The organism is Marinobacter sp. PE14 (assembly GCF_053566155.1).
In genome coordinates, this window is sequence record NZ_JBQXNY010000001.1 from 185,444 (window position 1) to 198,694 (window position 13,251).

13 protein-coding genes are annotated in these 13,251 nt (G+C 57.8%); 7 read left to right on the top strand and 6 right to left on the bottom strand.

All coding sequences use genetic code 11. The features are described 5' to 3' along the window. The first annotated feature begins 36 nt into the window (after window positions 1-36). Genes ACWJ62_RS00865 through ACWJ62_RS00875 form a run of 3 tightly spaced genes read left to right on the top strand, consistent with a single transcriptional unit; the run spans window position 37 to window position 2,962 of the window. Entirely contained in the window at window positions 37-963 is a 927-nt protein-coding gene (locus tag ACWJ62_RS00865) for a carbohydrate ABC transporter permease (RefSeq protein ID WP_449284497.1), read from the top strand. Beyond that, the gene (locus ACWJ62_RS00870) at window positions 956-1,825 is read left to right on the top strand and encodes a carbohydrate ABC transporter permease (RefSeq protein WP_014578203.1); all 870 of its coding nucleotides are present in this window, start codon (window positions 956-958) and stop codon (window positions 1,823-1,825) included. Before ACWJ62_RS00865 ends, ACWJ62_RS00870 begins: the two co-directional genes overlap by 8 nt. A gap of 18 nt (window positions 1,826-1,843) precedes the next feature. Next, the gene (locus ACWJ62_RS00875; RefSeq protein WP_449284498.1) at window positions 1,844-2,962 is read left to right on the top strand and encodes an ABC transporter ATP-binding protein; all 1,119 of its coding nucleotides are present in this window, start codon (window positions 1,844-1,846) and stop codon (window positions 2,960-2,962) included. Window positions 2,963-2,977: 15 nt separating this feature from the next. Here the strand turns inward: ACWJ62_RS00875 and ACWJ62_RS00880 are convergent, their stop codons facing one another. Next, window positions 2,978-4,510, bottom strand: a complete 1,533-nt coding sequence (locus ACWJ62_RS00880) for a cryptochrome/photolyase family protein (RefSeq protein WP_449284499.1) — start codon at window positions 4,508-4,510, stop codon at window positions 2,978-2,980. A gap of 220 nt (window positions 4,511-4,730) precedes the next feature. Between ACWJ62_RS00880 and hemN the strand changes: the two genes are divergently transcribed. Beyond that, window positions 4,731-6,149, top strand: coding sequence for an oxygen-independent coproporphyrinogen III oxidase (hemN, locus tag ACWJ62_RS00885; protein WP_449284500.1), 1,419 nt, complete (start codon window positions 4,731-4,733; stop codon window positions 6,147-6,149). Between the two features lie 128 nt (window positions 6,150-6,277). Here hemN and ACWJ62_RS00890 read toward each other — a convergent pair whose 3' ends face one another. Continuing rightward, window positions 6,278-8,293 carry a methyl-accepting chemotaxis protein gene (locus tag ACWJ62_RS00890; RefSeq protein WP_449284501.1) on the bottom strand — a complete coding sequence of 672 codons (2,016 nt, stop codon included), beginning with the start codon at window positions 8,291-8,293 and terminating at the stop codon, window positions 6,278-6,280. A 293-nt stretch (window positions 8,294-8,586) separates the two neighbouring features. Here ACWJ62_RS00890 and ubiU point away from each other — a divergent pair, with 293 nt between their 5' ends. Further along, window positions 8,587-9,582 carry a ubiquinone anaerobic biosynthesis protein UbiU gene (gene ubiU, locus ACWJ62_RS00895; protein WP_449284502.1) on the top strand — a complete coding sequence of 332 codons (996 nt, stop codon included), beginning with the start codon at window positions 8,587-8,589 and terminating at the stop codon, window positions 9,580-9,582. A 13-nt stretch (window positions 9,583-9,595) separates the two neighbouring features. After that, complete coding sequence (locus ACWJ62_RS00900) at window positions 9,596-10,486, top strand: U32 family peptidase (RefSeq protein ID WP_449284503.1); 891 nt, start codon at window positions 9,596-9,598, stop codon at window positions 10,484-10,486. 6 nt (window positions 10,487-10,492) lie between these two features. Here the strand turns inward: ACWJ62_RS00900 and ACWJ62_RS00905 are convergent, their stop codons facing one another. Beyond that, window positions 10,493-10,963 carry a cytochrome c gene (locus tag ACWJ62_RS00905; protein WP_449284504.1) on the bottom strand — a complete coding sequence of 157 codons (471 nt, stop codon included), beginning with the start codon at window positions 10,961-10,963 and terminating at the stop codon, window positions 10,493-10,495. 167 nt (window positions 10,964-11,130) lie between these two features. Here ACWJ62_RS00905 and ACWJ62_RS00910 point away from each other — a divergent pair, with 167 nt between their 5' ends. Further along, the gene (locus ACWJ62_RS00910; RefSeq protein WP_449284505.1) at window positions 11,131-11,493 is read left to right on the top strand and encodes a DUF488 domain-containing protein; all 363 of its coding nucleotides are present in this window, start codon (window positions 11,131-11,133) and stop codon (window positions 11,491-11,493) included. Between the two features lie 77 nt (window positions 11,494-11,570). On the opposite strand, the gene ACWJ62_RS00915 is transcribed toward ACWJ62_RS00910, so the two are convergent. The 3 genes from ACWJ62_RS00915 to narL all read right to left on the bottom strand — a co-directional run bounded on the left by ACWJ62_RS00915 (window position 11,571) and on the right by narL (window position 13,241). Beyond that, entirely contained in the window at window positions 11,571-11,897 is a 327-nt protein-coding gene (locus tag ACWJ62_RS00915; protein WP_449284506.1) for a carboxymuconolactone decarboxylase family protein, read from the bottom strand. Between the two features lie 142 nt (window positions 11,898-12,039). After that, window positions 12,040-12,513, bottom strand: a complete 474-nt coding sequence (gene ubiT, locus ACWJ62_RS00920) for a ubiquinone anaerobic biosynthesis accessory factor UbiT (protein WP_449284507.1) — start codon at window positions 12,511-12,513, stop codon at window positions 12,040-12,042. A 68-nt stretch (window positions 12,514-12,581) separates the two neighbouring features. Next, window positions 12,582-13,241: a two-component system response regulator NarL gene (gene narL, locus ACWJ62_RS00925; RefSeq protein WP_449284508.1), complete on the bottom strand. Its 660-nt coding sequence runs from the start codon at window positions 13,239-13,241 to the stop codon at window positions 12,582-12,584. Window positions 13,242-13,251: the final 10 nt, after the last annotated feature.

A 13,251-nucleotide genomic window follows, 5' to 3' on the forward strand; every position in this document is an offset into this window, starting at 1 on the left:
GTCAGGGTGGCCTCCGATCCTCTCGGGAGACTCATCATGGAACACATTCAACGTCACCCCGCCAGGGTGGCCAGGGCGCCGTCCCGCTTTCTCGATGCGTTGCAGCGCTGGCTGCCTAAGCTGGTTGTGGCGCCCACATTTGTCCTCATCGGTGTCGGTATATACGGCTACATGCTCTGGACCGGTGTGCTGTCGTTTACCAGCTCCAGCTTCCTGCCGGTGTATGACTTTGTCGGCTTCGATCAGTACGCCAAGCTGATGGCCAATGACCGCTGGCTGACCGCCTCGATCAATCTGGGCATCTTTGGCGGTCTTTTCATTCTCAGTTGCCTGGTTATTGGCGTGATACTGGCGATTTTCCTGGATCAGCGGATTCGCCAGGAAGGTGCTATCCGTACCATCTATCTCTACCCCATGGCCCTGTCGATGATTGTTACCGGCACCGTATGGAAGTGGATCCTGAATCCCAGTCTTGGGTTGGAGAAACTGATGCACGACTGGGGTTGGACGTCGTTCAGTTTCGACTGGTTGGTAAGCTCGGACATGGCTATCTATACCATCGTGATGGCCGCGGTCTGGCAGGCCTCCGGCTTCGTCATGGCTCTGTTTCTGGCGGGGCTACGCGGTGTGGATTCCTCCATCATCCGGGCCGCCCGGGTCGATGGCGCCAGCCTGCCGCTGATCTACTGGAAAATCATCCTACCTTCCCTGCGGCCGGTATTCTTCAGCGCAGTGATGGTTCTGGCTCACATAGCCATCAAGAGCTTTGATCTGGTGATGGCCATGACCGCCGGTGGTCCGGGCTACTCCACCGACCTGCCGGCGGTATTCATGTATGCCCACACCTTCACCCGGGGTCAGATGGGCCTGGGGTCCGCCAGTGCCATGCTCATGCTGGGCGCCATTCTGGCCCTGATCGTGCCTTATCTGTATTCGGAACTGAGGGAGAAGCGCCATGACTGATGTGGTTCGCACGGGCTTTCGTCCCAGCCGCGTGGCCATCTACGGGCTTTTGCTCCTGGCCGCCCTGGTCTACCTGATTCCGCTGTTCATCATGCTGGTGACCAGCTTCAAGACACCCATGGACATCCGAACCGGCAACCTGATGGCCCTGCCCACGGACTGGACCACCATTGGCTGGACCAAAGCCTGGTCCGAGGCCTGCACCGGTGTTCAGTGTGAGGGGATCAGCGGTTATTTCTGGAACTCGTTCAAGATGACCGTGCCCGCGGTATTGATTTCCACGTTGCTGGGTGCCTTCAACGGCTACGTGCTGTCCAAGTGGAAGTTCAAGGGCTCTGACCTGTTTTTCGGAATGCTGTTGTTCGGCTGCTTTGTCCCGTTCCAGGTGGTCCTGTTGCCTATGGCCGCAACCCTCGGAAAACTTGGCCTGGCCAATACCACCAGCGGCCTGGTGCTGGTACATGTGATTTACGGGGTGGCCTTCACCACGCTGTTCTTCAGGAACTACTACGTGGCCATTCCGGATGCGCTCATCAAGGCAGCGCGGCTCGATGGCGCCGGCTTCTTCACGATCTTCTTCCGCATCCTGCTGCCCATGTCCACACCCATTTTCATGGTGTCGCTGATCTGGCAGTTCACCCAGATCTGGAACGACTTCCTGTTCGGTGTGGTGTTCGCCAGCGGAGATAGCCAGCCCATCACCGTGGCGCTCAACAATCTGGTGAACACCAGCACCGGGGTGAAGGAATACAACGTGGATATGGCTGCGGCGATGATCGCGGCGCTGCCAACCCTGGTGGTCTATATCGTCGCCGGCAAATACTTCATCCGGGGCCTGACCGCCGGATCTGTCAAAGGTTGACCTGAGAGGATAACAATAATGTCTCAACTGGAACTGCGGAGCATCCGCAAAACCTATCCGGGCGTTGCCGAGGAAACCCTCAAGGGCATCGACATCGACATCGCTTCCGGTGAATTCCTGATACTCGTGGGCCCATCCGGCTGTGGTAAATCCACCCTGATGAATACCATCGCCGGCCTGGAAACCATCACCGATGGCTCGATAGTCCTGGACGGCAAGGACATCTCCACCATGGAGCCGAAAGACCGGGACATTGCCATGGTGTTCCAGTCCTACGCTCTTTACCCGACCATGTCCGTGCGCGAGAACATCGCATTCGGCCTGAAGATCCGCGGTCTGCCAAAGCACGAGATTGATCAGGAAGTAGAGCGGGTGGCCGATTTGCTGCAAATCTCCCCACTGCTCAGCAAGAAGCCTGCAAACCTTTCCGGCGGTCAGCAGCAGCGGGTAGCCATGGGCCGAGCGTTGGCCCGCCGGCCACGTATTTACCTGTTTGACGAGCCGCTCTCCAACCTGGATGCCAAGCTGAGGGTGGAGATGCGCACCGAGATAAAGAAACTGCACCAACGCCTGAAAACCACCATCGTGTACGTAACCCACGACCAGATCGAGGCCATGACTCTGGCGGACCGGATTGCCGTGCTCAAGGATGGTGAGTTGCAACAGCTGGGCACACCGAAAGAAGTGTACGACCGGCCGGAAAACCTGTTTGTGGCCGGTTTCATGGGCTCACCAGCCATGAGCTTTGTGTCGGTGACTGTGGAACAGGGTGAAGGCGGTCTGCAGGCGGAAGTGCGTGGCAATGATGGCCGAGCCGTGAAGTTGCCGGTGCCGGAATTCCTGGCCGACCGGGTGGGTAAAAAAGTTATTCTGGGCATCCGACCGGAGCACATCACCCAGCCCCAGGATCAGAAAAACGACCAGACCCTGGTGGCGAAGGGCGAGTTCACGATTGAAGTGACCGAGCCCACCGGCCCGGATGTGATTGCTCTGATTCAGCTGAACGATACCAACGTTCATTGCCGGATTGATCCGGAACACCCGGTGACCTGGGGCGAGACTGCCGAGTTGATGTTCGATATGAAGAAGGTCGTGTTCTTCGATCCGGACACTGAAAAGCGGATCGCCCCGCACTGATTCGCTGTTTCGGCTTTACAGCTGCTCCAGGTTCGCCAGCAGATGCTCGGCGCGCCGGAGCAGCGCTTCCCGCCGCTCCGGCTTCTGCTTGTCCCAGTTCCGGTACATCATGCCCATACGCGGGTTCTTGGCGAAGTCGTCCCGATGGCGATCGATGAAATGCCAGTACAGGGCGTTGAACGGGCACGCATCATCTTCAGTGGCCTTGTTTACCTTGTAATGGCAGTTGGCGCAGTGGTCCGACATCCGCTGAATATACTTGCCGCTGGCGGCGTAGGGCTTTGAGCCCAGATAGCCGCCATCCGCGTGCATGACCATCCCCAGCACGTTGGGCAGTTCCACCCAGTCATAGGCATCGGCGTACACCGCCAGGTACCAGTCACAGATTTCCTCCGGCTTGATGCCCGCCAGCAACGCGAAGTTGCCGGTAACCATCAGGCGCTGAATGTGGTGGGCGTACGCGTTGCGGCGGGTGGCATCAATGGCCTTGTGCATGCAGCGCATCCTGGTGTCGCCGGTCCAGTAGAACCAGGGCAGGGCGCGGGTGTTGCCCAGACGGTTTTCTTTGGCATATCCCGGCATGTTCATCGAGTAAATGCCCCGCACGAATTCGCGCCAGCCCAATATCTGACGGATAAATCCCTCCACCGCGTTGATCGGTGCACGGCCTGAATACCACGCCTGGGCCGCCGCCTCGCAAACCGCCACCGGATCCAGAAGCCCGGAATTGATATAGGGCGACAGGATGGAATGAAACAGCCAGTCCTCGGTGTCGGAAATCGCGTCCTGATAATCGCCGAAGCAGGGCAGGGCATAATCGATGAAGTGCTCGAGCGCTCCCTGCGCGTCCTCGGCGGTAACGGCAAAATGAAAGTCGTCGGTGGTGCCGAAATGATCGCTGAAGTGCTCATCCACCAAGGCGATCACATCCCGGGTAATGGCATCCGGCTCTATCCGGAATTGTGCGGGGGCCGGCGGCTTCCCGGTCCATTTCTTCCGGTTGTCCGCATCAAAATTCCACTGTCCGCCCTCCGGTTCGCCCTCGGGGGTCATCAACAAACCGGTCTTGCGCCGCATCTCGCGGTAGAAGAACTCCATCCGCAATTGCTTGCGGCCCTCGGCCCAGTCTGCAAATTCCTTCTTGGTGGCAATGAACCGTGAATCCGGCCGGATTTCCACCGGCACCCCAAGGCGTTCATGCCAGCCACAGATCTGCTCATGCAGCCGCCATTCGCCGCACTCTGTGGTGATCACTCTCTCGGCATTGATCCGCTTAACCTGCTCTCCAACCACTGCCTCGAGGCTCTGATGCTCGTTGTCCGGGTGATAGGCCTGGTAGTGAACCTGCCAGCCATCGCTCTCAAGCTGTCGGGCGAAGTGACGCATGGCGCTGAACAGCAGCACGATCTTCTTCTTGTGGTGATTGGTGTAGCTCGCTTCCTCATGGACTTCGGCCATCACCACCAGATCCCGGTTGCGGTCGGCGTCTTCGAGGGCGCTGATGTCTCTCGTTAGTTGATCGCCGAGGATCAGAATCAGGTTAGCCATGGTGAAGATTTCTCCAGTCGATCAGGTTGCAGGAGCAATGACATCAGCCAATGCCCACAAAGGGGTAAACCAAGTACGCCAAGAGCCCAAGGGTGGTTCAGTAACCGGACTGGTAAACTGAAACCATCAGTCACCTGACCCGAATCAAAAAGCCAGCCAAGGGATTGCCCTAAAATGCCGGCAAATCCTGGATGCCCCGTTTTATCCCAGAGCGCTTATTATGACTTCCAACCCCGCACTCAAAGCCCAAGACTCAACACTGCCAGAGTTCATCTGGGATGACGCCCTGATCCGCCGCTACGACCTTAGCGGCCCGAGGTACACGTCCTATCCCACGGCTGTCGAGTTCAACCAGAACTACCCGATTGAAGACATGGTCAAAGCGGCAGCCCGCAGCAAGGCCAGTGGCCGGCCGCTGTCGCTGTACACACACCTGCCGTTCTGCGCGCACCTTTGCTACTACTGCGCCTGCAACAAGGTGATCACCAAAAAGCGTGACAAGGCCATGCCTTACGTAGAGCGGGTGCTGAAAGAGGCGGCCATCCAGTCAAAACTGTTCGGGGCCGACCGACCGGTGACCCAGCTGCATTGGGGTGGCGGTACCCCCACGTTTTTACCAAAAGATGTGATGGAACACCTGATGGCGGGTTACGGGGAGCTGTTCAACCTGCAAACCGGTGAGGAGCGGGATTACAGTGTGGAGATTGACCCGCGGGAAGTGGATCAGGATACCCTGCCAACCCTGTGGAACCTCGGGTTTAACCGGATCAGTCTGGGGGTGCAGGATGTAAACCCGGAGGTGCAGAAAGCAGTCAACCGCATCCAGCCCCGGGCCATGACCGAAGCCGTGCTCAACGAGGCGCGGCGCATCGGCTTCCGGTCCATCAACCTGGACCTGATCTACGGCCTGCCGTACCAGACCCCGGAAAGCTTTGCTGAAACACTGGAAACGGTGATTGAAATGTCGCCGGACCGGCTCTCTGTGTTCAGCTACGCGCATCTGCCGGATCGGTTCTATCCACAGACACGGATTCAGGGCGACACATTGCCCAGTCCGCAGCAGAAACTGACCATCCTGCACAACACCATCAACCGTCTTCTGGAAGCCGGCTACGAGTACATCGGCATGGACCACTTTGCCAAGCCGGACGACAGCCTGGCCGTGGCCCAGCGGGAAGGTCGTCTGCACCGGAATTTCCAGGGCTACACCACCCACTCCGAATGCGACCTGGTTTCCCTCGGGGTATCGGCCATCGGCCAGACCGACGACGCCTATTTCCAGAACAATCACGACCTGCCCTCCTGGGAAGCGGCCATCGATGCCGGTCAGCTGGCCATCACCAAGGGCGTGAACCTGACTCGCGACGACCGAATCCGCCGCTGGGTAATCGGCCAACTGATCTGCCAGTTCCGGCTGGATCGTCAGCAGTTCGCAGCAGTCTGGAACGAAGATCTGGACCGTTATTTTGCCGATGAGCTCAGCCGTCTGAAGCCCATGGTTCAGGACGAGCTGATCGCCGATGACGGTTACTTGCTTCAGGTTCAGCCTGCCGGTCGGCTGCTGATCCGGGCCATCTGCCAGATCTTCGACCTGTATCGCAAAGAGGGCGCCAGCCAGCGGTTTTCCCGGATTATCTGAGAGCAGCGGCGAAGTCGGGGTCAGAAGAACGCTTTCTTCTGACCCCATGTTCGTGACCCCATGTTCGTTGTCAGAGCCAAAAAAGGGGCTGTCCGTTTCCGGATAGCCCCTTTTGCGTTTTGCTGGCATCAGCTGTAGGCCGGCACCTTGAATTCGTTGGCAAGGTCCTGCAGGACCCTCGCCAGCCGTGCCTGCTCGCCGGTCACCTGGGTGATTTCCTGGGAGCCGGTCAGGGTCAGGATAGCGGCTTCACTGACCGATTCCATGCTGCCCGCCAGCTCCCGCGTAACCGCCACCTGCTCTTCAGAAGCGGTAGCAATCTGGCCGGCCATATCGGAGATGCTGTTCACGTCGGTCAGGATATCCGCGAAGGTCTGCTCCAGCTCTGAGGCCTGTTCGCTTGTGGCGTGGGCCAACTTATGGCTTTCGACAATCGAGCGGCTGGCATTGTCGGTAATGGTCTGGAAACTGTTGATAATGTCCTCAATCTGAGTCGTAGACTCGTGAGTCTGTTGTGCCAGGGTCCGGACCTCGTCGGCAACTACGGCAAATCCGCGACCGTGCTCGCCGGCGCGGGCGGCTTCAATGGCCGCGTTCAGCGCCAGCAGGTTGGTCTGGTCGGCAACCTTCCGGATCACATCGACCACATCCGCGATGGTTGAGCTGCGGCTTTCCAGCTCTTCGATTACCTCGTTCACCTTCTGAACCGATTTGGCCAGGGAGCGAATACTCTTCACGCTGCCGTGCAGCACCTGCTCGCCACTGCGGCTTTTCTCCATGGCGCTGCGGGCAGCATCGGCCACCTGCTGGGTGTTCCGGGAGATTTCCTCGGAGGTGGCCGACATTTCTTCGGTCGCCGCAGCCACCTGCTCAATCTGTTGCTGCTGGTTTTTCACCTGGCTGGCGTTCTGACCGGCCGTAGAGCTGGTCTCTTCCGTGGCGGTGGCCAGCTGGACGCTGGATTTGTCGATGTGGAGCAGGGCATTGCCGAAGCGTCCGAACAGCTCGTTAATGGCCTTGCCAATGGTGCCCACCTCATCACGGCTGGAGATTTCAATCTCGCGGGTCAGGTCCTTGTTGTCCATGGCAAACCGAACGCCATCGAGCAGGCGGCCGACCTGGAGATTGATGGCACGGATAATCACCAGCATCAGAACCAGTACAGCCAGAACGGCACCTGCGGAAATGCCGGAGGCCAGCATCAGGTCGTTACGGGCATCGGCAACACCGTCTGATGCCAGGCTCATCACGTCGGATAGCATATCCTTTCTCGCCTGATTGAGGTTGCCGATTCGCTGGGTGGTGGTTGTGAACCAGTCAGAAGCGTCCAGTGCATACATGCCTGACGGGCTGCTGAACAGCGTTTCACGACGCTGCGCCAGCGCCTGGCTTGCAACGCTGAGGCTCTGGTTTTCCAGGGTTGCCCGGATCTCATTGTCAGCGGCCAGCATTGTTATGGCTTCGTTGAGAAAGGCTTCCTGCTGCCCGCCGAGACCCGCAATTCGGGCCATGGTGGGCAGATCGAAGTCACCGCCGCGAATCATGGAGGCGCCTGCGGCTCTTTCGCGGCCGGCCATCTCGGCGACTTTTGCAAGGGCATAATAGCCATTAACCTCGCGGGTCAATTCCGGATCGGTTGAGCGCCGGACAATAAGGCCGATGCGCTCTATCAAACCCGTAATCAGCGTCGTGTAGCCCCTGCTGGCATCGCTGCGGTTGTCAACGGAGCGGCGCAGGGCGTCTATGTTGTCGAGTCCTTGGCGAACCGTCTGAATGCTCGTTTCAACCGTCCTGTCAAACGATGCATCTGTCATCAGGGCATTGATGTGGCGCTGATAGTCTGAAATCCGAGTGTCGGTTTGTCGCCGCTGTTCCGCAAGATCTCTTTCGGCCTGCCGGGCGGCATCGCTTCCCGGGCTGCTGGCAAGGAAAACCGCGGAGCGACCACGCTCTTTCTGAAGGGCTTCGGTGAGAGGATCACCGGCTTCAGCCAGTTCGATCTTTGAGAGCAGTTGTCGCATGTCATCCAATTCGCCTTGATTCAGAACGACGCTTTCTGCCGCGAAAAACAGGATAACAAGCAGGGCCGGCACCACCAGAGTGATCAGTTTGCCCCGCATGGAGAGATTGTTGATAAATTTCATAGCGTTCTGCCTTGGCTGTCCGTGTCGGGATATGCCGCTATTATCCCGGCATAGCAAGGTCGCTCTCTATCAGCGTGAAGGAGTAGCAGTGGAGGTAGTTACGGGCAGGTAAGCTTATGTTTCTGCTTGTTAACTTTCTGATAATTATCAATTAACTGTGGCATCCGTAATACCGCGTAGAGTACTACCACAGAGGTATTCAGCAGACTGCGGTTATCCTGCTGACAAAGGTCAAGGTACCCGGGTGATGTGTCCGATATGGTCGATGCCGTTAATCCAAGGCGGAGAAAACCATGGAACTTGTGTGCCCGGCCGGCAGCCTCCCGGCCCTGAAAACCGCCGTTGATAACGGCGCCAACGCCGTGTATTTCGGTTTTAAAGACAGCACCAACGCTCGTCAGTTTGCCGGCCTGAACTTCAATGACAAACGCGCCGCTGAAGGGATTGAATACGCCCACCTCCGGGGCGCGAGAGTTTTCTGTGCCATCAATACCTACCCGCAGCCAGACGGTTGGGAGCAATGGAAGGGGGCGGTAGACCGCGCTGCGAGTCTTGGCGTGGATGCCATTATCCTGGCCGACATGGGCCTGCTGGATTATGCCGCCAACCGATATCCGCACATCCCCCGGCATCTGTCGGTTCAGGGGTCTGCCACCAGCCACGAAGCGCTCTCCTTTTATAAGGACAACTTCGATATTCGCCGGGCCGTGCTGCCCCGGGTTCTGTCGCTGGACCAGGTTCGTGGTGTGGCCAAACACAGCCCGGTGGAACTGGAAGTGTTTGCCTTCGGTAGCCTGTGCATCATGGCTGAGGGCCGCTGCTACCTGTCTTCCTACCTGACCGATGAGTCCCCGAATACCCGGGGCGCCTGTTCCCCGGCCAAAGCTGTGCGTTGGCAGGAAACCCCGCAGGGGCTTGAGTCCCGCCTCAACGATGTCCTGATTGACCGTTATGGCCAGGGCGAATCCGCCGGCTACCCGACTCTGTGCAAAGGCCGTTTTGAGGTTGAGGGTAATGTTTATCACGCCATTGAGGAGCCGGTCAGCCTGAACACCCTGGACCTGTTGCCGGAGCTTCAGGCGCTGGGTATCAGTGCCGTGAAGATTGAGGGGCGCCAACGAAGCCCGGCCTACATCGCAGACGTAGCCAGAACCTGGCGCCATGCCCTGGACAATCTTGAAGCCGACACCGACGGCTTTACTGTTGAACCTCAATGGCAGCAGACACTGGCGGGGCTTTCCGAGGGCGGCCTGACAACGCTAGGCGCCTACCATCGCAAATGGAAATAAGGTTTCACCATCCATGCTGAAGTTATCCTTGGGGCCGATCCTATGGTTCTGGTCCAGGCAGACCGTTTTCGATTTCTACGCCAATGCCGCCGAGTGGCCGGTGGATACCATCTATCTGGGCGAGGTGGTGTGTTCTCGTCGGCGGGAACTGAAACCGGATGACTGGCTTGATCTCGCTCGTGATCTGAAAGCCTGTGGCAAGAATGTGGTGCTCTCCACGCTCACGCTGATTGAGTCGGAGGCTGATTTGCGTCGCTTGCGCCGGTTCTGTGAGCAGGATGAATTCCTGGTAGAGGCCAACGATCAGAGCGCCCTGCAGGTAGCCATTCGGAACAGGATTCCGTTTGTCACCGGTCCCTCAATGAACATCTACAACACAGCCACTCTGAAGATCCTCGCCAGGCAGGGCCTGAAAGAATGGAACCTGCCGGTGGAACTGGGCAAGGAAACCCTCGAGCAGCTAATCAAGGAGCTGCAGCAGGAAGGACTGGATCTTCCTGCCGAAGTGTTTTCCTGGGGTTTCCTGCCCCTGGCCTGGTCCTCCCGATGCTTTACCGCCCGGCATTACAACCTGCCCAAAGACAACTGCGAGTTCCGCTGCCTGCAGCATCCGGATGGCATGGAGTTGCGCTCCCGGGAAAGCCAGGAGCTGTTCCGCGTTAACGGCATTTCCACCTTGTCTGGCTCCCGTTACGACCTGATGCGGGAGTTACCGGAGATGGAGCGTATGGGGGTAAGCACCGTACGCCTGAGCCCGGAACATATGGGCATGGAGGAGGTGGTCAGACGCTTTGACCAGATACGCCGGGGCGAACTGCCGGCCACCGACCCTCTGCAGTTGGTTGAGGCACCACCCTGCAACGGATACTGGTATGGCCAGCCGGGGATGGACCTGATCGGCTGACTCCGATCAGTCTCTGACAGGTTTGACGCCAGGAAAACGGTCAGACACATACGTGCTGTGGCACTGAATGCAGCTGTTGGTCATTTTGCCGAATAGCTTGTGTTGCTTCCTGGTGTCGTCATTCCTGCCCGCATCAGCCAGCGATGCAGAAAGCTGGTGGAATTCCTTGTCCAGCTTGATAAAGCCTTTTGGTACTGCCGACATCAGGTCCTTACGATCCTGTTCAGTGAGGGACTGCTGCAGGATGAAACTGTCGTGGATGTTCTGGGCCTGCTCTGCAACCTTGTCATGCTGCCCCATAACGATGGCCGAATGAATCTGACCCATGGCCGCCTGAATAGACCGCATCTCTTCGCGCAGCAGACGATCCAGCTTGTCGGTCAGCTTGGGAGTGACCGGTTCAGCGGCAGCGGCAGTGAATGATACAGTGATGCTCAGGATGACGATGCTCAGAAGCGAGCTGTTTGTTTTTATCATGAGGATGCCCCCTCTAACGATGAATGGTGAGCATCATTCAGGCTATCACTCTTGGGTGGTGTGCCTGTTGAGATATGTTAATTGTTCAACACTGGCATCCGATGATGTGTAGGCACCCGATTGTGAGCCGAGCAAATTTCATAAGTCCGCTGAAGAGGTGATCAGTCATGGATATCCGACTGAAACGCGCTTATGCAGAACCCTCACGCTCAGATGGCCCACGGGTGCTTGTGGATCGTGTCTGGCCTCGGGGAGTGGCCAAAGAAGATGCGAACATAGCCCACTGGCTGAAGGACCTGTCGCCGTCAACTGAACTGCGAAAGTGGTTCGGTCACGATCCGGAAAAATGGCCGGAGTTTCGGGAGCGGTACCTTGAAGAGCTGACATCAGGTGATGCCAGCAAGGATCTTGAGGCACTGAAGAAGCTGCTTGATGAGCATGAGCGAATAACGCTCGTGTTTGCCGCGAAGGACACCGAGCACAACAATGCTGTGGCGCTCCGGGATTATATTCTGAACGACCAACTCTGAATCATTGGAGGATGGCGGCCTTCTGGGCCGCCCAGATTGCTGAAAACGCTCGCACCTTCTTGATCTGTCGGCGAACCTTATTCTTGGCTGAGTGCTTCCTGAGCCCACTGCCAGGCGGCAACCGTCGCCGGAAAGCCTATTGAATTCATGCCCAGCACCAGCGCGTGTTCAATTTCCTCACGTGTAATGCCCAGTTCCAGACTGCGACGAATGTGGGATTTCAACGCGGATTCGCGCCCGGCGCCCACGCAAACGCCCAGCTTTACCAAAGCGCGCTTTTTTTCATCCAGAGGGCCGGCATCGGCGAGGGCTTTACCAAGCTGTTTGTGCGCTTGTTGCAGCTCTGGAAACCGTTCGCTGAAGTCAACGAAGGTTTTGGGTAGTTCGCTGTCATGTTTATCCATTGGATTTCCTCGCTTGTGAGTTGCGCCCTGTCTCAAGGGTCGTTTTGAGAGTGGTGGACAGGTTTTGATCTTTCACATAAACCTTAGTCCACATAGCCGGATTATAGAATCGGTGCATGCAGGAAAATCAGCCGGTTGGGGGCTAAAACGGACGTTGCCATTCAAGGCTGTCCAGCAGGTTTTTCAGCCCCAGGCCGAGTTCCGTATCGCCCTCAATCACGAGTTTTCTCTGGAAGAATAACTGGTCCGGATCCTGCTCGCGCCTGGCGAGAGTTCTGAATGCGAACAGGGAACCCCGGATGGTGGCCTCTCCCGGTCCGTCAATGACCCGGAGCCGGCGGGCCCAGAAGCCAATGGTGATACCGGGTTGTCCGCCGTTTACCTCCAGGCGAATACGGCGGCCTTCGAAGTCATCGAATTCTCCGTCATCGATTGCCTGGGCAAAAATGCTATTAAGCGGCGCTTCTGCAGCCAGCTGCTTCAGGGGCACCGGGATTCGGCGATCAATAGCGCCTAGCATGGGCACGGGGGAGGGCAGGTACTCCCGAAGGACCGAAAGCGTTTGCCCCACGAGGGGAGAGTTCAGGGAGGTGATGGAAGCTAGTGGAAAAGCCATGCTTTACTCCGGGCGGTCAGTAACCGGCCTAGAGTAAAGCAAAGGGCTCTGGAACGATTTGATATAACTCAGCCCTTGTGCAGGCCTTCTTCCACCGCCCAAACGGCCACTTCCACCCGGGAGCGCAGGTTCAGTTTCTTCAGCAGGTGTTTCACGTGGACTTTTACGGTGCCGTCGCTGATGTCGAGTTTGCGACCAATCATTTTGTTGGAGAGGCCTTCGGCAATCAGGCGCAGAATATCCTTTTCCCGGGGTGTCAGACTGTCGAAATCGGGGCGTGATGCCTGCTGGGGTTTGTTGGAGCGCAATGCCTCTGCCAACAGGGTGGTCAGTCGGTCACTGATCACCATTTTGCCGACCGCCGCCTGATGGAGCTGGTTGATCATGTCTTCCGGTTCCATGTCCTTCAGCAGGTAGCCGTCTGCACCGGCCCGCAGTGCCGCCACAACGTCGTCTTCCTGGTCCGACACGGTGAACATCACAATACGGGAGCTGATGTTCTGTTCCCGCAGTTTCCTCAGGGCCTCAATGCCGTCCATCTCGGGCATGTTCAGGTCCATCAGGATCAGGTCGGGCTCCAGTTCAGTGGCCAGCCGAATGCCGTCGGCGGCGTTGCTGGCCTCCCCGGCAACAACCATATCGTCTTCCATGTCGATCAGCTGTTTGATGCCCTGGCGAAGAAGCGGGTGATCGTCGATCAACAGAATACTTGCGGGTGACTCAGACATCGGGTTCTCT

Excerpts from the sequence above, each read along its gene's own strand:
- ACWJ62_RS00865 (WP_449284497.1), top strand. The coding sequence starts at position 37 with ATGGAACACATTCAACGTCACCCCGCCAGGGTGGCCAGGGCGCCGTCC.
- ACWJ62_RS00870 (WP_014578203.1), top strand. The coding sequence starts at position 956 with ATGACTGATGTGGTTCGCACGGGCTTTCGTCCCAGCCGCGTGGCCATC.
- ACWJ62_RS00875 (WP_449284498.1), top strand. The coding sequence starts at position 1,844 with ATGTCTCAACTGGAACTGCGGAGCATCCGCAAAACCTATCCGGGCGTT.
- ACWJ62_RS00880 (WP_449284499.1), bottom strand. The coding sequence starts at position 4,510 with ATGGCTAACCTGATTCTGATCCTCGGCGATCAACTAACGAGAGACATC.
- hemN (WP_449284500.1), top strand. The coding sequence starts at position 4,731 with ATGACTTCCAACCCCGCACTCAAAGCCCAAGACTCAACACTGCCAGAG.
- ACWJ62_RS00890 (WP_449284501.1), bottom strand. The coding sequence starts at position 8,293 with ATGAAATTTATCAACAATCTCTCCATGCGGGGCAAACTGATCACTCTG.
- ubiU (WP_449284502.1), top strand. The coding sequence starts at position 8,587 with ATGGAACTTGTGTGCCCGGCCGGCAGCCTCCCGGCCCTGAAAACCGCC.
- ACWJ62_RS00900 (WP_449284503.1), top strand. The coding sequence starts at position 9,596 with ATGCTGAAGTTATCCTTGGGGCCGATCCTATGGTTCTGGTCCAGGCAG.
- ACWJ62_RS00905 (WP_449284504.1), bottom strand. The coding sequence starts at position 10,963 with ATGATAAAAACAAACAGCTCGCTTCTGAGCATCGTCATCCTGAGCATC.
- ACWJ62_RS00910 (WP_449284505.1), top strand. The coding sequence starts at position 11,131 with ATGGATATCCGACTGAAACGCGCTTATGCAGAACCCTCACGCTCAGAT.
- ACWJ62_RS00915 (WP_449284506.1), bottom strand. The coding sequence starts at position 11,897 with ATGGATAAACATGACAGCGAACTACCCAAAACCTTCGTTGACTTCAGC.
- ubiT (WP_449284507.1), bottom strand. The coding sequence starts at position 12,513 with ATGGCTTTTCCACTAGCTTCCATCACCTCCCTGAACTCTCCCCTCGTG.
- narL (WP_449284508.1), bottom strand. The coding sequence starts at position 13,241 with ATGTCTGAGTCACCCGCAAGTATTCTGTTGATCGACGATCACCCGCTT.